The sequence below is a fragment of the Amycolatopsis sp. WQ 127309 genome, assembly GCF_023023025.1.
GTDB lineage: Bacteria > Actinomycetota > Actinomycetes > Mycobacteriales > Pseudonocardiaceae > Amycolatopsis.
In genome coordinates this window covers 1,766,925-1,781,876 of sequence record NZ_CP095481.1, presented here as the reverse complement: position 1 = coordinate 1,781,876, position 14,952 = coordinate 1,766,925, and the positions used below count along the sequence as shown (strand labels likewise).

At 71.8% G+C, this 14,952-nt stretch carries 16 protein-coding genes; 9 read left to right on the top strand and 7 right to left on the bottom strand.

What is annotated here, in order from left to right; translation table 11 throughout:
• Window positions 1–49 precede the first annotated feature (49 nt).
• On the bottom strand, window positions 50–961 hold the full coding sequence (locus MUY22_RS07905) for a S1C family serine protease (protein WP_247058602.1): 912 nt from the start codon (window positions 959–961) through the stop codon (window positions 50–52).
• A gap of 206 nt (window positions 962–1,167) precedes the next feature.
• Here MUY22_RS07905 and MUY22_RS07900 point away from each other — a divergent pair, with 206 nt between their 5' ends.
• A complete protein-coding gene (locus tag MUY22_RS07900) occupies window positions 1,168–3,333 on the top strand; it encodes a glycoside hydrolase family 15 protein (protein WP_371827593.1) in 2,166 nt (721 codons plus the stop codon).
• Window positions 3,334–3,416: 83 nt separating this feature from the next.
• Here the strand turns inward: MUY22_RS07900 and MUY22_RS07895 are convergent, their stop codons facing one another.
• Window positions 3,417–3,995: a peptide deformylase gene (locus MUY22_RS07895; RefSeq protein WP_247058600.1), complete on the bottom strand. Its 579-nt coding sequence runs from the start codon at window positions 3,993–3,995 to the stop codon at window positions 3,417–3,419.
• Window positions 3,996–4,150: 155 nt separating this feature from the next.
• Here MUY22_RS07895 and MUY22_RS07890 point away from each other — a divergent pair, with 155 nt between their 5' ends.
• Together MUY22_RS07890 and MUY22_RS07885 are read left to right on the top strand one after the other, a co-directional pair.
• Window positions 4,151–4,459: a DUF3263 domain-containing protein gene (locus MUY22_RS07890; RefSeq protein WP_247058599.1), complete on the top strand. Its 309-nt coding sequence runs from the start codon at window positions 4,151–4,153 to the stop codon at window positions 4,457–4,459.
• A complete protein-coding gene (locus tag MUY22_RS07885) occupies window positions 4,456–5,082 on the top strand; it encodes a LytR C-terminal domain-containing protein (protein WP_247058598.1) in 627 nt (208 codons plus the stop codon). Before MUY22_RS07890 ends, MUY22_RS07885 begins: the two co-directional genes overlap by 4 nt.
• A gap of 107 nt (window positions 5,083–5,189) precedes the next feature.
• Here MUY22_RS07885 and MUY22_RS07880 read toward each other — a convergent pair whose 3' ends face one another.
• The 3 genes from MUY22_RS07880 to MUY22_RS07870 form a co-directional block, all read right to left on the bottom strand.
• Window positions 5,190–7,457 (bottom strand): AAA family ATPase, encoded by a 2,268-nt coding sequence (locus MUY22_RS07880; RefSeq protein WP_247058597.1) that lies wholly within the window; start codon window positions 7,455–7,457, stop codon window positions 5,190–5,192.
• Between the two features lie 262 nt (window positions 7,458–7,719).
• The gene (pssA, locus tag MUY22_RS07875) at window positions 7,720–8,688 is read right to left on the bottom strand and encodes a CDP-diacylglycerol--serine O-phosphatidyltransferase (protein ID WP_247058596.1); all 969 of its coding nucleotides are present in this window, start codon (window positions 8,686–8,688) and stop codon (window positions 7,720–7,722) included.
• Window positions 8,689–8,691: 3 nt separating this feature from the next.
• On the bottom strand, window positions 8,692–9,423 hold the full coding sequence (locus tag MUY22_RS07870; protein WP_247058595.1) for a phosphatidylserine decarboxylase: 732 nt from the start codon (window positions 9,421–9,423) through the stop codon (window positions 8,692–8,694).
• A 257-nt stretch (window positions 9,424–9,680) separates the two neighbouring features.
• On the opposite strand from MUY22_RS07870, the gene MUY22_RS07865 reads away from it, so the two are divergent.
• Window positions 9,681–9,905 carry a hypothetical protein gene (locus MUY22_RS07865; protein WP_247058594.1) on the top strand — a complete coding sequence of 75 codons (225 nt, stop codon included), beginning with the start codon at window positions 9,681–9,683 and terminating at the stop codon, window positions 9,903–9,905.
• A 39-nt stretch (window positions 9,906–9,944) separates the two neighbouring features.
• On the opposite strand, the gene MUY22_RS07860 is transcribed toward MUY22_RS07865, so the two are convergent.
• On the bottom strand, window positions 9,945–10,229 hold the full coding sequence (locus tag MUY22_RS07860) for a GlsB/YeaQ/YmgE family stress response membrane protein (RefSeq protein ID WP_247058593.1): 285 nt from the start codon (window positions 10,227–10,229) through the stop codon (window positions 9,945–9,947).
• 72 nt (window positions 10,230–10,301) lie between these two features.
• Between MUY22_RS07860 and MUY22_RS07855 the strand changes: the two genes are divergently transcribed.
• Both MUY22_RS07855 and MUY22_RS07850 read left to right on the top strand, forming a co-directional pair.
• Window positions 10,302–10,862: a transcriptional regulator gene (locus tag MUY22_RS07855; RefSeq protein ID WP_247058592.1), complete on the top strand. Its 561-nt coding sequence runs from the start codon at window positions 10,302–10,304 to the stop codon at window positions 10,860–10,862.
• A complete protein-coding gene (locus MUY22_RS07850) occupies window positions 10,859–12,112 on the top strand; it encodes an MFS transporter (protein ID WP_247058590.1) in 1,254 nt (417 codons plus the stop codon). The genes MUY22_RS07855 and MUY22_RS07850 overlap by 4 nt, the downstream gene beginning before the upstream one ends.
• On the opposite strand, the gene glp is transcribed toward MUY22_RS07850, so the two are convergent.
• Window positions 12,066–13,259 carry a gephyrin-like molybdotransferase Glp gene (gene glp, locus MUY22_RS07845; protein WP_247058588.1) on the bottom strand — a complete coding sequence of 398 codons (1,194 nt, stop codon included), beginning with the start codon at window positions 13,257–13,259 and terminating at the stop codon, window positions 12,066–12,068. The genes MUY22_RS07850 and glp overlap by 47 nt on opposite strands.
• Window positions 13,260–13,332: 73 nt before the next feature.
• Between glp and MUY22_RS07840 the strand changes: the two genes are divergently transcribed.
• From MUY22_RS07840 to MUY22_RS07830, 3 genes are all read left to right on the top strand, one after another.
• Window positions 13,333–14,010 (top strand): TIGR00266 family protein, encoded by a 678-nt coding sequence (locus MUY22_RS07840; RefSeq protein WP_247058586.1) that lies wholly within the window; start codon window positions 13,333–13,335, stop codon window positions 14,008–14,010.
• The gene (locus MUY22_RS07835; RefSeq protein WP_247058583.1) at window positions 14,010–14,633 is read left to right on the top strand and encodes an AIM24 family protein; all 624 of its coding nucleotides are present in this window, start codon (window positions 14,010–14,012) and stop codon (window positions 14,631–14,633) included. The genes MUY22_RS07840 and MUY22_RS07835 overlap by 1 nt, the downstream gene beginning before the upstream one ends.
• A gap of 112 nt (window positions 14,634–14,745) precedes the next feature.
• Window positions 14,746–14,952, top strand: a complete 207-nt coding sequence (locus MUY22_RS07830; protein ID WP_247058582.1) for a cold-shock protein — start codon at window positions 14,746–14,748, stop codon at window positions 14,950–14,952.

The following is a 14,952-nucleotide window of genomic DNA, read 5'->3' as shown; positions in this document are numbered from 1 at the left end:
GTGCCACCGACCATGCCACGCCGGGGCGCCAGACTCAAGTCCGCTCACCTCACCCGACCAGTTCGGCCGGTGTGGCGTAGACGTCGACCATGGCTCCGTTGCGCAGCACGGTGATCGGCAGTGCGGTGCCGATCACTTCGGCGAACAGCTGCCGCTGGATGCCCTGCGCGTCCGACACCCGGGCGCGCCCGACGGTCAGCACGAGATCACCCGTTCGCAGCCCGGCGCGCTCGGCGGGCCCGCCGGAGACGACTTCCCGCACGCGCAGCCCGGCCTCCTGCCCGGTGCGCTCGGCGACGTCGTCGGGCAGCGGCGCGGGCACGCCGACGACGCCGAGGTACGCCCGCCGCACCCGGCCTTCGACGACGAGCGTGTCGATGATCCGGCGCGTCGTCGAGTTGATCGGCACGGCGAGCCCGAGCCCGACGCCCGCGACGGCGGTGTTGATCCCGACGACGCGGCAGGCGGAGTCGGCGAGCGCGCCGCCGGAGTTGCCCGGGTTGAGCGCGGCGTCGGTCTGGATGACGTCCTCGATCACCCGGCCGGCGCGCCCGTGCCGCACCGGGAGCGCCCGGCCGAGCGCGCTGACGACGCCGGCGGTCACCGAGCCGGAGAACCCGAGCGGACTGCCGATCGCCACCACGAGCTGCCCGACGACGAGGTGGTCGGCGTCTCCGAGCACGGCGGCGGACGGCGTCTCGTCCCGCGCCCGCAGCACGGCGAGATCGGACAGCGGATCGGCCCCGACGACGTCGAAGCGGGCTTCGCTGCCGTCGGCGAAAGTCGCGACGCCGTGGCGTTCGCCGTCGACGACGTGGGCGTTGGTCAGCAGGTAGCCGTCATCGGCGAAGACGACCGCGGAGCCGCTGCCGCGCCCGAGCTGAACCCCGGCGACGTGCGGGGTGACGGTCTTGGCGACCGTGCTGACCGCGCGCGAGTAGGCGTCCATCGCCTCGTCCATGGAGTACCTCGATTACACCGTTGCAGGTACATCAAGTGTGCGCCGCGAACGGCCGGAAGTCCGTTCGCTGCTGGTGAACCGGCGGCGTGACCGGACCAGTGACGGTCAGTGGTTCACCGGTTCGGACCATGCGCCCGTGAAGAATCGGCGAGACACTGCCTGTCGCTTCTGTAACGGTGCAGAAGCGACATCACTGTGGGGTTGATATGCGCAAACTCATGGTTCCGGCACTCGCCGGGCTGCTGGTCACCGGACTCATACCGGCGACCGCGGCGGCCCAGGGGACGGCTCCCGGCGCCCCCGGCGCCCATCCCAGCTGGCTACCCGCGAACAAGACCGGCTTCGGCACGGCCCACGATCGCGGCAGCAACGTCTGGTTCACGCTCCAGGGCGGGCAAATGTCCGAGGTCTACTACCCGGACCTGTCCACGCCCAGCGTCCGCTCGATGGACTTCGTCGTCACCGACGGGCGCAGCTTCGCCGTCGCCGACAACACGGCCAAGTCGCAGCAGGTCCGGCGGACCGACGACGACAGTTTGACCTACGAGCAGACCGTCACCGACGACCAGCACCGGTGGCGGCTGCGCAAAACCTACGTCACCGACCCGGCCGCGACGACCGTGCTGGTGGACGTCGACTTCCAGTCGCTCACCGGGCGGCCGTACCAGCTCTACGCGGTCGCCGACCCGGACCTGACCAACGACGGCTCCGACGACTCGGCCGCGCGCAAGGGTGACGCGCTCACCGCGTCGGACGCCACCAACGCCGCCGCCCTCACCGCGAAGCCCGGCTTCACGCGCACGAGCGTCGGTTACGCGGGCGCGTCCGACGGCGGCACCCAGCTCGCGAAGACGTTCAAGCTCACCACCTACGACAGCGCGGCGAAGGGCAACGTCCTGCTCACCGGGCAGACCGCGGCCGACGGCGTGCGCAGCCGGCACGTCACCCTCGCACTCGGCATGGGCGCGAAGGCGGCCGACGCGCTCGGCAACGCGCAGGCGTCCCAGCGACGCGGTTTCGGTGCCATCACCCGCGCCTACGACCGCGGCTGGGAGCAGTACCTGCGCGGGGTGAGCAAACCGCCGTCGTCGCTGAAGACCGACAGCGAGCGCGACCTCTACAAGGCGTCGATGCTGACGCTGGCCGCGAGCGAGGACAAGCACCACCCGGGCGCGTTCATCGCGTCGCCGAGCATGCCGTGGCGGTTCGGGAACAACGACCCGGAGTGGTCGCCGTCCGGCACCTACCACCTGGTCTGGCCGCGCGACCTCTACCAGATCGCGACCGGCCTGGCCGCCGGCGGCGACACGGCGGCCGCGAGCCGCGCGGTGACCTACATGTTCGGCACGCAGCAGCAGGCCGACGGGCACATGCCGCAGAACAGCCGGGTCGACGGCGTGCCGTACTGGACGTCGGTCCAGCTCGACGAAACCGCTTTCCCGATCGTGCTCGCTCAGCAGCTCGGGCGCAACGACGTCTGGCCCGGCGTGCGCAAGGCGGCCGACTTCCTGTTGTCCTACAAGGGTCCTGACGGCCAGGCGGCGCCGTGGACGCAGCAGGAACGCTGGGAGGAGCAGGACGGCTGGTCCCCGTCGACCATCGCCTCGGTGATCGCCGGGCTCGTCTGCGCCGCGGACATCGCCTCGCACAACGGCGCGGCCGCCGACGCCAAGAGGTACCTCGCCGCGGCGGACAAGTTCAAGGCCGACCTGCCGAAGCAGACGATCACCACGAACGGGCCGCTGTCGAAGGACCCGTACTTCGTCCGGCTCACCAAGGACGGCAACGCCAACGCCGGAACGACGTACAACCTCGGCAACTCCAGCGTGACGATGGACCAGCGCGCGGTCACCGACGCCGGGTTCCTCGACCTGGTGCGCCTCGGCATCTACCGCGCCGACGACCCGGTGATCGTCAACAGCGTGCGCGTCACCGACAAGGAGATCTCGTTCACCACGCCGACCGGCCAGTTCTGGCACCGCTACACGAAGGACGGCTACGGCGAGCAGGCCGACGGCTCACCGTGGGACTACACGTTCCCGGCCGAGAGCCGCACGACGTTCGGCCGGCTGTGGCCGCTGCTGGCCGGCGAACGCGGCGAATACGAACTCACGCTGGGCCAGCCGGCTTCGGCCGCGCGGCGGCTGCGTGACCTCGGCCGGGTGAGCAGCTCGGCGGAGACCATGCCGGAGCAGGTGTGGGACGAGAACCCGCCGTCGGGCCAGACGGGGTTCCCGGCCGGCACGCCGAACAACTCGGCGACGCCGCTGGCCTGGACGCACGCGCAGTACGTCCGCCTGGCCCAGGACGTCAAGGCGGGCGCTGTGCTCGAAACCCCGCGAGTAGTCCGCTGCCACTTCCTCGGCTGCTGAGGTTCGCCAAAAGCCGTGAAGGCCTCCTTACCGGCCATAAGAGCCGGTAAGGAGGCCTTCACGGCTTTACGGAGTACGGGAGGTCAGATGACGGCGCCGTCGTCTTCCGGGGTGCGTGGCGGGAGCCACGACAGGCCCGGGACGCCCCACTTGTTGGACTTCAGCATCTTCTTCGCGGCGCGGGCGTGGCGCCCGACGAGCCGGTCGAGGTAGATGTAGCCGTCGAGGTGGTCGGTCTCGTGCTGCAGGCAGCGCGCGAAGTAGCCGGTGCCCTCGACCTCGATCGGGTTGCCTTCGATGTCGGAGCCGGTCACCTTCGCCCACGACGCGCGGCCCGTCGGGTACGACTCGCCGGGCGCCGAGAGGCAGCCCTCCCAGTCGTCGTCCGGGTCCGGCATGGTCTCCGGGATCGCCGACGTCTCGAGCTTCGGGTTGACGACGACGCCCTTGTGGCGCACGCCCTCGTCGTCCGGGCAGTCGTAGACGAACACCCGCAGGTCGAGGCCGATCTGGTTGGCCGCTAGGCCGACACCCTCGGCTTCGTACATCGTCTCGAACATGTCGTCGGTGAGGACGCGCAGCTTCTCGTCGAACTCGGTGATCTCCCGAGTCGGGTGGTGCAGCACGGGGTCGCCGGCGATCCGGATGGCGTGGACGGTCACGAGCGGGCAGTTTAGTCGGACCCTTCTGGTAGACCTGCATCAGACCGTGACGCGCCGATGTCGATGCCCACGTCGGCGTGTTGATCCGTGGTTGAATGACGCCCGCGGAAGAGGTTGGTCTGGATCACCATGTCGCCCGATTGAGAGGGACTCGGATGGACGCCGCGGAGTCGATGGCTGAGCCGCAGCCGTCGCCGCCGAAGCCCGTACCCGGCCTGACCGAACGCGAGGTCGAGATCCTCGCTTTCGAGCGCCAGTGGTGGCGACATGCCGGTGCGAAGGAGAACGCCATCCGTGAGCGCTTCGAAGTCTCCAGCACGCGCTACTACCAGCTGCTGAACAAGCTGCTGGAGAAGCCGGAGGCGATCGAAGCCGACCCGATGCTGGTGAAGCGGCTGCGCAAGACGCGCGCCGCCCGCCAGCGCAAGCGTGGGGCCAGGCGACTGGGGATCGAGCTGAAATGAGCGTGTTTTCGGGAATGTCCCGGCCGATGAAGGCCGCGGGCGTCGTGCTGATCGGCGTGGCGATCGTCGCCGCCGTGATCGGCGGGATCTCCGCGTTGAGTGGTGGCGGTTCGAACGAAGCCGGGCCGAGCGGTACGCCCAGCTCCCAGCCCGGCACGCCGCCGGGCGGGACGTCGCCGCCGACCTCGCCGTCGACACCGCCGCCGTCGTCCACGACCCCTCCGACGTCACCCACGCCGTCGTCGCCGACGCCCGGCCAGCCCACACCGGGGCAGCCGACGTCCGGGCAGCCGGGTCAGCCCGGCGACCAGCAGACGGGCAACAAGTGGGTGACCGTCCGGGTCTTCAACAACTCCCTGATCAAGGACCTCGCCGAGCGGGCCGCGAGCGACTTCCGCGGTGACGGCTGGACCGTCAACGAGGTCGGCAACTACTCGCAGGGCACGATCCCGGTGACCACGGCGTTCTACCGCCCGGGCACCGACGAGGAAGCCGCGGCGAAACAGCTCGCGCAGGAGTTCCAGATCAAGGCCGAGCCTCGCTTCCCCGGGATAGAGAGCGCCAGCCCGGGCGTGATCATCATCGTGACGAAGGAATACGAGTCGGGCCACAAGGGCAGCTGACCCGTAACTCGCGTGCTTGAGCACGTAACTCGCGTGATCGGGGCCGGAACTCACGAGTTCCGGCCCCGATCACGTGGGATCCGGGCCGGATCACGCGAGTTCCGGCTTCAGTCCCCGGCCTGGGCGTGGGCGTAGGCCTCCAGGGCCGCGAGCTGGCCCGGGTCCAGGCTCGGCCGGACCGTCTTGCGGGCCGTTTCGAGGTGGGCCGCGGTGACTTCGTGGGCTTCCAGCGACTCGCGCATCGCCGTCAGCGCCGCTTCGCGGATCAGCGCCGCACAGTCGGCCGCCGAGTAACCGTCCAGAGTGGACGCCACCGCGGCCAGGTCCACATCGGAGGCCAGCGGGGTGTTCTTCGAGGTCGCGGTCAGGATCGCCGTGCGGGCTTCGGCGTCCGGCGGCGGCACGTAGACGCGGCGCTCCAGCCGGCCCGGCCGCAGCAGCGCCGGGTCGACCAGCTCGGGCCGGTTCGTCGCGCCGAGCACGACGACCTCGCGCATCGGCTCGACACCGTCGAGCTCGGTCAGCAGCGCCGCGACCACGCGGTCGGCGACGCCGGAGTCCGACGACTGGCCGCGGCGCGGGGCCAGCGCATCGATCTCGTCCAGGAAGATCAGCGACGGCGCGGCCTCGGCGGCGCGGCGGAACAGCTCCCGCACCGCGCGCTCCGACTCGCCGACCCACTTGTCCATCAGCTCGGCGCCCTTGACGGCGAACACGTTGAGCGCGCCGGTGCCGGCCAGCGCCCGGACCAGGAACGTCTTGCCGCCACCGGGCGGCCCGTAGAGCAGCACGCCGCGCGGCGGTTCGACGCCGAGCCGGGCGAACGAGTCCGGGTACCGCAGCGGCCACAGCACGGCCTCGGTGAGGGACTGCTTGACGTCGACCATGTTCCCGACGTCGTCCAGCGTCAGCCCGCCGGTGGCCAGGTTGTCCGAAGTGGACATCGAGACCGGCCGGACGGTCGCCAGCGCGTCCACCAGGTCCTGCTGCGAGACGCGCGGCTCGTCCTCTTCCCGCTGGCGCAGCGCGGCCCGCAGCGCCGCGTCCCGCCGCAGCGCGATGAGGTCCGCCGCGACGAACCCCGGCGTCCGCTCGGCGAGCGCGCCGCAGTCGATGCCCGGCTCCAGCGGGACGTCGCGGAGCAGGACGTTCAGCAGCTCACGGCGGGTCTTCGCGTCCGGCAGGGCCAGGCCCAGCTCGCGGTCCAGCAGGTCGGCGGCCCGCAGCCGCGGGTCGGCCGACTCGGCGCGGGCCGTCGTCGCGACCACGGCGAGGCGGTCGCGGCGCAGGGCCGCGCGCAGCTCCTCCAGCACGACTGTGGCCACCGGCGGCGGCGTGGTCGCGGGCAGCAGCGCGTCGACGTCGGTGATCAGCAGCACGGTCGGGCCGGACGCGGCGCGGATCGCCTCGCGCAGCCGCGCCACCGCGACGTTCGGGTCCAGCACGGCGAGGTTGGGCGCGGCCACCGGCACGACCTTGACGTTCTCGGCCTGCGCCACCGACCGCACGAGCGTCGCCTTGCCGACGCCCTCCGGGCCGGACAGCAGCACGCCGAGGTGGGCCGGCGCGCCCAGCTTCGCGAGCAGCTCGGGCCGGTGGAAGGCCAGGTCGAACCACTCGGACAGCTTGCGCGCGGCCGCTTCGCCGCCGATCAGGTCGGCCACCGCCACGGCCGGCTCGGTGGTCTCCGCGACCTCGACCTCGTCTTCGACGATTTCGGCGTCGATCCACTCCTCGGCCGCGGTGACGGCGGTGGTGCGGACGAGCGCGGTCGCCGTCCGCGGCGCGGCGGGTTCGGCGGCGGGCCGGGCGCCGTCGCGCCAGACGACCACAGTGGACGGTCCAACCGCGACGGTGCCCGCGGGCTCGGTCGCCGTGACGGTCAGCAGCTCGTTCGTCCAGGTCGCGCCGATGGCCCGCGACAGCTGGCCGCGCAGGCCGGCCGGGTCCGACCCCGGCTGCGGCGCGAGGTCCTGCGGCAGCAGGGAAACCGCGTCGCCGATGGTCAGGACCTTGCCGATCAGCGCCAGCCGCAGCACGTGCGGGCTGACCGACGAGCTGGCCAGCCGCGACCCCGCGACCGTCACCGTCCGCGCGGCCGACACGTCGGCGGGTGCGACGACGACCTCGGCGCCTTCGGTGACGCCGAGGTTCGACATCGTGACGTCGTCGGTGAGCAGCACCCCCGGCACGCCGGTCTCGTCGGCGGGCGCCGCGAGCGCGGCGCTGACGCGGGCGCCGGTCAGGTGCACCGCGTCCCAGGCCCGCAGGCCCAGCGCGTCGAGGACTTCGGGGTGCAGCCGGACGACGCCGCGGCGGGTGTCCAGCGCGGACGGCGTGTGCCGGACGGTCAGCGTGATCTGGGGGTGGCTCACGCCGTTCACCCTAGCGATGCGGAGCGCTCCCACGCGGCCGAGCGGGGGTGATATCCCGCCGTCATCGTGTCGTCCCCCCGATCACGCGTGTCGACCCTCTGATCACACGCAATCGCGGTACCGGACAACCGGCTCGCGTCGCCGGAGGGCGGATCTCGCGTGACTGGGCGCGCAACTCACGTGATTGAGCACGTATCTCGCGTGATTGGGCACGTATCTCGCGTGATTGGGCACGTATCTCGCGTGATTGGGGGTCGACCGGTTACTTGCGGCGTAGGCCTATCTGGCGCCAGGAGCGGCGGCGTTGGCCGTCGCGGTTGCCGTTGGGGGAGGTGTCGCGGGGGGTGCGGACGTACTCGCCGTTGCGGGGGAGGCGGACCGCGCGCATCGCCGCGCCCGCTACGCGCCTGCGCAGCGGGGGACGCAGGCCCAGGCGGCGCTGGGACCGCGCGCGGCGGATGGCCCGGCGCTCGCGCGGCGGGACCGTCCAGGCCTCGGGGTGCGCGGCCAGCCAGCGGCTGCGGTAGACCGAGTACGGGATGTGCGCCAGGTACAGCACCATCGCGACGAGCAGCGCGACCAGCGGGAACTGGATGATCGCCGCCGCCAGCAGGGCGACGCCGATCAGCAGCGGCGCGATCGCCTTCGCCGGGGCCTTGACCGTCTTCAGCGACAGCGTCGGGATGCGGCTGATCAGCAGGGCCGCGATGGCGATCGTCCACGCCCACACGATCCACTGCGACGACCACCAGCCCTCGCCCCACTGCAGCCAGGCGACCAGCGGCAGCATCGCGAGCAGGCCGCCCGCGGGCGCCGGGACGCCGACGAAGAACTCGCTCGAGTACGGCGGCTGCTCGGTGTCGTCCAGCAGCGTGTTGAACCGGGCCAGCCGCAGGATCATGCAGACGGCGAAGATCAGCGACGCCACCCAGCCGATCCGGTCGGCGCCGGCCTGCCACACGTAGATGACCAGCGCCGGCGCGACGCCGAACGAGATGCCGTCGGACAGCGAGTCCAGCTCCGCGCCCATCTTCGACGTCGCGTCGAGCAGGCGGGCGATGCGGCCGTCCAGGCTGTCGAGCACCGCGGCGATGCCGATCGACGCGATCGCCATCGAGTAGTTCTTCGTCAGCGCGAACTGCACCGCCGACAGGCCGGCGCAGAGCGCCAGCACGGTGATGGCGTTCGGCAGCAGCCGCACGCCGGGGGTCGTCGTGGTCACGCGGACCATGGGTCAGCCCTTCGAATCGGACACAGCCGCAGGGAGTTCCGCGATCACCGTCTCGCCGCCGACCGTGCGCTGGCCCTTCGCGACCAGCACCCGCGAACCCGGCGGGAGGTAGAGGTCGACCCGGGAGCCGAAGCGGATGATGCCGTACGTCGCGGCGGCGCCGACCTTGTCGCCCTCGCGGATCTCGCAGAGGATGCGGCGCGCGACCAGCCCGGCGATCTGCACGACGACGAGCTCGTGGCCGTCTTCGGTGCGCATCAGCACGGAGTTGCGTTCGTTGTCCTCGCTCGCCTTGTCCAGGTCCGCGGAGAGGAACTTGCCCGGCCGGTAGGCGACGCGCTCGATCACGCCGTTCGCCGGCACGCGCTGGACGTGCACGTCGAACACCGAGAGGAACACCGACACGCGCAGCCGCGGCTCGGCGGGCAGGCCGAGCTCGGCGGGCGGGACGGCTTCCTCGATCAGGGAGACGAGACCGTCGGCCGAGGCCAGCGCGACGCCGTCGCGCGGCGGCGGGACCCGCTTCGGCTCGCGGAAGAACGCGGCCATCGCCACGGTCGTCAGCGCGCCGAGGACGCCCAGGCGCTTGGAGAACCGGCGGGCGACCAGCGTCGCGACCGCGCCGCCCGCCACGAACGGGCGACCGGCCGGGTGCATCGGCGGCAGCGTCTCGCGGGCGAGCTGGAGGGCGTGGGCGACGGGATTGCCGGCGGATTCCGGCCGGTTGCCGCTCATGGTCGGGTCCCCTGGTTTCGTGTCGTGAGGGCGGGTGACGCCGGGGTTCCGGCGGCCGCGTACGGGCGCCACCACGCTACCGCTGCCCCTGGTGGGGGTCTGGTCCGGTACCGCCGGGCTCCTCCGTGAGGGTGTCCCCGGCACGGGTGGGAGTGCCGGCTTCTCGGTAACGCAAGGTCGAAGTCTGCGATAACTCTGGGTAGTTGACGCCGTTCGGGGCGCTGCCGCACGCATCCCCGCCAGACCTGTGAGGACCGATGACCGACCGCCGCGAAGCCGCCGACGCTCAGCTCACCGAGCTGCTCGGCGCGTGGCGCCGGGACATCACCGAGGTGCCGATGCCGTCGCTCGTCGACCCGGACCACGCGGTGGACGTGGTCATCGAAGCGCTGAGACGAAGCCGGGTGCATGCACCCCCCGACGGCGCATGCACCCGGCCGCGGAATCAGGGCCTGAAAGAAGCACCGAAGGACACACTTTAGTGGCGGACGCCGTGTTGACCACGGTTCGTCCGGCAACTGTTACGAACGGTCGCCCGAGCGCCGGCCGATCCCGCTGAGGAGCCGCAGGATCGCCAGCAGCACGACGGCGCCCAGGATGGCCACGCCGAAGCTGGGGAAGTCGAAGTCGAACGACTTCGCCTGGCCGGTCGCGAGCCGGTAGATCAGCCCGCCGAGGGCCGCGCCGACCACGCCCACCAGCACGCTGACCAGGCATCCCTGCCGGCGTCGGTCCCGGCCGCCGACGACCAGGTTGGCCGCCCAGCCGACGAGCGCGCCGAAGATGACCCATGCGACGAAACCCATGCCGGGAGCTTACGGGAACAGATGTACAAGAGACATTGCACAATAGTTATTGTACAACTACTCTTGTGCGTCATGAGCGATGAGGTCCGGAACATCCGGGATTCGAAGGTGCTGGCGGCGGTGTCGCACCCGCTGCGGCGGCGGCTGATGGAGCTGCTCCACCTGGACGGCCCGGCTACGGCGTCGATGCTGGCGGGCAAGACCGACCAGGCGGTCGGCAACATCAGCCACCACATGAAGGTGCTGGCCGCGGCCAAGCTGGTCGAGGAGGCGCCTGAACTGGCCCGTGACCAGCGGGAACGTTGGTGGAAGCGCACGGTGAAGACCATCCGGTGGGCGGCCGAGGACTTCCCGGGCGACCCGATCGCGGAGGCCGCCGAGGTGCTGACCCTCGACCACCAGACGGCGATCGCGCGCGACTGGATCGCGAACCGCGAGACCTACCCGGAGCCGTGGCGCGGCTCGGCGTTCAGCACCGACACGTGGATGCGGCTGTCGGTCGCGGACCTCGAGGAGCTGAACGAGCGGGTCCTGCTGCTGCTGACCGAGTTCGAGAGCCGCACCGAACCGGGTGACGGCGTCGAGCGCCGTCCTGTCTTCTTCGCCGCGCGGGTTTCGCTGGGCAAGCCGTGAAGGGGCTCTGGGGGAACCGCGACTTCCGGCTGCTGTGGACCGGCGAGACCACCAGCATGCTCGGCAGCATGGTCGCGAGCACGGCGTTGCCGCTGGTCGCGGTGATCACGCTGGGGGCGTCCACGTTCCAGGTCGCGCTGCTGACGGCGGTGGCCTGGCTGCCGTGGCTGGTGATCGGCCTGCCCGCCGGCGCGTGGGTCGACCGGCTGCCGAAGCGGCCGGTGATGCTGGCCTGCAACACGGTGTCCATGGCGGTGTTCGGCAGCGTCCCGCTCGCCGCCGCGTTCGGCGCGCTGACCATGGCGTACCTGCTGGTGGCCGCGCTGCTCGGCGGCGTCGCGAAGGTGTTCTTCACCCTCGCCTACCGGGCTTACCTGCCGGCACTGCTCGGCCGCGAGGACCTGCTGGAAGCCAACGCCAAGCTGCAGGGCAGCGAATCCGCGACGCAGGTCGGCGGCCCCGGCCTGGCCGGGGTGCTGGCGCAGGCGTTCGGCCCGGTCAGCGGGGTGCTGGCCGACGCCGTCAGCTTCGGCGTCTCCGTGCTGTGCGTGCGGGCGATCCGCGTCCGCGAGGCGGTCGTCCCGGTCGAGCGCACGCCGTTGCGCAGCCAGATCGCCGTGGGCCTGCGGTTCGTCGCCGGTGACCGGTACCTGCGCTCGCTGATGGTGTTCGGTGCGGTGTCCAACCTCGCGCTGACCGGCTACAGCTCCATCCAGATCGTCTTCCTGTCCCGCACCCTGGGCGCCGGCCCCGGCCTGGTCGGCCTGGTCCTGGCACTGGCCGGGCTGGGCGGGGTCCTCGGTGCGGCGCTGGCCGGACGGCTCGGCGCGCGCTTCGGCACCGCCCGCGCGTTCCTGCTGTGCGAGGTGGCCGCGGCGCCGATGATGGTGCTCGGGCCGCTGAGCGGACCGGGCTGGCGGCTGTCGCTGTTCGTCCTCGGCGTGTTCGGCGTCTGCGCGGGCGTCGTCGCGTCGAACGTGCTCACCACGACGTTCCGGCAGGGGTACTGCCCGCCGGAGCTGTTCGGCCGGATCACTTCGAGCGCCTCGCTCGCCGCCTACGGGACGATCCCGCTGGCCGGGGTCCTCGGCGGGGTGCTCGGCGAGGTGATCGGCGTCCGCGAGACGCTGTGGGTGGCGTCCGTCGTGCTGGTCGCCGCGCTCCCGATCCTCGCGCCGTTCCGGAGGCTGCGCGACTTCCCGGTCACAGCAGCAGGACGTCCACCTCGTCGCCAACCGCAGCCGAGCTGACGTCCTCCGGCAGCACGATCAGGCAGTTGGCCTGGGTGAACGCGGCCAGCAGGTGCGACCCCGGGCCGCCGTGCGGCCCGACGACCCCGGTGACCTCCCGCTCCGACAGCGTGAACACGCCGCGGCGGTACTGGCGGCGCCCGGGCGGCGAGCTCATCGCCTCGGTGAGCCGGGCCCGCACCCGCCGGCGGGAGACGTCGGTGTGGCCGAGCGCGGCCAGCAGCGCGGGGCGCAGGAACGCCTCGAACGAAACCAGCACGCTCACCGGGTTGCCGGGCAGCGTCACGACCGGCACGCCGTGCCAGCGCCCGTTGCCCTGCGGCCCGCCCGGCTGCATCGCGACCTTCCGGAACTCGACGCCCTGCCCGGTGAGCGCGTCCTTCACCACTTCGTACGCGCCGGCGCTGACGCCGCCGGAGGTGACCAGCAGGTCGGCGCCGGCCAGCCGCGGCTCGATGACCTTGCGGAACTCCTCGACGTCGTCGACGACGCTGCGGACCACCTCGACCTCGCAGCCGAGCTCGCGGATCGCCGCCGCCAGCATGACGCTGTTGGACTCGTAGATCTGGCCGTGGCGCAGCGGCGCCGGCGCGTCGACCAGCTCGGTGCCGGTGGAGGCGACGAGCACCCGCAGCGGCCGGTGCACGCGCACCTCGGCGAGCCCGACCGCGGCGGCCAGCCCCAGGTGCGAGTGCCCCAGCACGGTCCCGGCGGCCAGCGCGAGGCTCCCGGCGACGACGTCTTCCCCGAGCCGCCGGATGTGCGCGCCTTCGCGGGCCTCGGCGGTGATCGTCACGGTCTCCGTGCCACCGTCGGTGTCCTCCACCATCACGACCGCGTCCGCGCCCGGCGGCAGCGGCGCGCCGGTCATGATCCGGTGCGCGGTGCCCGGCTCGAGGGTGCCGACGTCGACCCGGCCCGCCGGGATGTCGTCGGCGACCGGCAGCGTCACCGGGGACGTTGTGACATCGGCGGCGCGGACCGCGTAGCCGTCCATCGCGGAGTTGTCGAACGGTGGCAGGGAAACCCTCGCCGGCACGTCCTCGGCCAGCACGAGGCCGGCCGCGTCGGCGAGCGGGAGGACGGTCGCGGGAGCGGTGCCCAGGAGCGCGGTGATCCGCTCCCGGTAGTCGTCGACGGAGATCACCGGACCATCCTCCCCCCTGCGGGGTGCCGTGCAAGACTCTGCGTCGTCTGAGAGCACGCTTAGGGGAGAACGCATGCAGGTCCGAGTCCGCAACCAGCCCTCTTTCGCCGTCGCCCGGCTGATGCTGGCGCCGGGGGAACCGTGCCAGGTGGAGTCCGGCGCGATGATGGCCACCAGCTACGGCGTGCAGGTCCAGTCCCAGGCGCAGGGCGGCATCATGAAGGGCCTCGGCCGCGCCTTCCTCTCCGGTGAGTCCTTCTTCATCTCCACCTTCACCGCGCCGCAGAACGGCGGCTGGGTCGACGTCGCGGCCAACCTGCCCGGCGACATCCAGACGATCACGCTCGACGGCCGCACCGGCTGGGCCGTCACCCGCGGCTGCTGGCTCGCGTCGTCGCACGGCGTGCAGACCGAGACCAAGTGGGGCGGGATGAAGAACCTGATGGGCGGCGAAGGCGGCTTCCTGACGCACGCGACCGGCCAGGGCGAGCTGCTCGTCAGCTGCTACGGCGCGGTCGAGACCATGACCCTGCAGCCGGGCGAGATGGTCACCGTCGACACCGGGCACGTCGTCGCCTACGCCGACACCGTGCAGTACCAGATCCGGAAGGTCGCGACCGGCATCATCCAGTCCATGAAGAGCGGTGAAGGCCTCGTCTTCGACTTCGTCGGCCCCGGCCAGATCATGACGCAGACGCGCAACCCGTCCGCGCTGATCAGCTGGATCATCTCGCACGTCCCGTCCCGCTGATGCGCGTCCAGACCCGGCACACGCCGGGCTTCGGCGTCGCCCGCGTGCTGCTCGACCCGGGTGAGGCCGTGCAGGCCGTGCCGGAAACGCTGCTCGCCAGCCGCTTCGGCGTCACCGAGACGGCGGCGGGCCGCGGCGGCGTCCGGGTGGGCAAGGCGACGATGGCCGTGTACACCGCGCCGTCCGACGGTGGCTGGATCGACTTCGCGCCGCTGCGCCCCGGCGACGTCTACCCGCTGGAGCTGCGCGGCGGCACGGGCTGGTCCGTGCACCGTGAGGCCGTGCTGGTGCGGCCCTCGGCCGTCCGCCACGACCCCGGCTGGACGCCGTTGCAGCAGCTCTTCGGCGCCGACGCGGGGTTCCTCGAGCACTACAGCGGAACCGGGCCGCTCGTGCTGGCCGCGCCCGGGCCGGTGGACGCGTTCGAGCTCGCCCAGGGCGAGCTGGTCACCGTCCGGCCGGACTACCTGCTGGCCTACCCCGACACCGTGCAGTGCCGGCTGCGCGCGCTCGACCCCGGCGGCCCGCAGTCGGTGCGCACCGGGGAAGGACTGGCGGTCGACTTCGCGGGGCCCGGGACGGTGCTCGTGCACGCGCGCAACCGGCGCCTTTCCGGTGCGTGATCTTCAGACGAATTGCCCATTGCCGAGGGGAATAATTCCGGTAGCGTGATTGTCACTCGCGCCGCTGGCCTACGCTGGGCCAGCGGATCCTTGTGTGCTGAGGGAGGGCGCCGTGACTGTCGGCACCGTCAAATGGTTCAACTCGGAAAAGGGCTACGGGTTCATCGAATCGACCGAAGGACCGGACGTCTTCGTGCACTATTCCGCCATTCAGGCTGACGGATTCCGCACTTTGGACGAAGGCGATCGGGTCGAGTTCGAAGTGCAGTCCGGCCGGGACGGCAGAAGCCAGGCGGCCGACGTGCGGAAGGTGTCGTAG

Excerpts from the sequence above, each read along its gene's own strand:
- MUY22_RS07905 (WP_247058602.1), bottom strand. The coding sequence starts at position 961 with ATGGACGAGGCGATGGACGCCTACTCGCGCGCGGTCAGCACGGTCGCC.
- MUY22_RS07900 (WP_371827593.1), top strand. The coding sequence starts at position 1,168 with ATGCGCAAACTCATGGTTCCGGCACTCGCCGGGCTGCTGGTCACCGGA.
- MUY22_RS07890 (WP_247058599.1), top strand. The coding sequence starts at position 4,151 with ATGGACGCCGCGGAGTCGATGGCTGAGCCGCAGCCGTCGCCGCCGAAG.
- MUY22_RS07885 (WP_247058598.1), top strand. The coding sequence starts at position 4,456 with ATGAGCGTGTTTTCGGGAATGTCCCGGCCGATGAAGGCCGCGGGCGTC.
- pssA (WP_247058596.1), bottom strand. The coding sequence starts at position 8,688 with ATGGTCCGCGTGACCACGACGACCCCCGGCGTGCGGCTGCTGCCGAAC.
- MUY22_RS07870 (WP_247058595.1), bottom strand. The coding sequence starts at position 9,423 with ATGAGCGGCAACCGGCCGGAATCCGCCGGCAATCCCGTCGCCCACGCC.
- MUY22_RS07865 (WP_247058594.1), top strand. The coding sequence starts at position 9,681 with ATGACCGACCGCCGCGAAGCCGCCGACGCTCAGCTCACCGAGCTGCTC.
- MUY22_RS07860 (WP_247058593.1), bottom strand. The coding sequence starts at position 10,229 with ATGGGTTTCGTCGCATGGGTCATCTTCGGCGCGCTCGTCGGCTGGGCG.
- MUY22_RS07855 (WP_247058592.1), top strand. The coding sequence starts at position 10,302 with ATGAGCGATGAGGTCCGGAACATCCGGGATTCGAAGGTGCTGGCGGCG.
- MUY22_RS07840 (WP_247058586.1), top strand. The coding sequence starts at position 13,333 with ATGCAGGTCCGAGTCCGCAACCAGCCCTCTTTCGCCGTCGCCCGGCTG.
- MUY22_RS07835 (WP_247058583.1), top strand. The coding sequence starts at position 14,010 with ATGCGCGTCCAGACCCGGCACACGCCGGGCTTCGGCGTCGCCCGCGTG.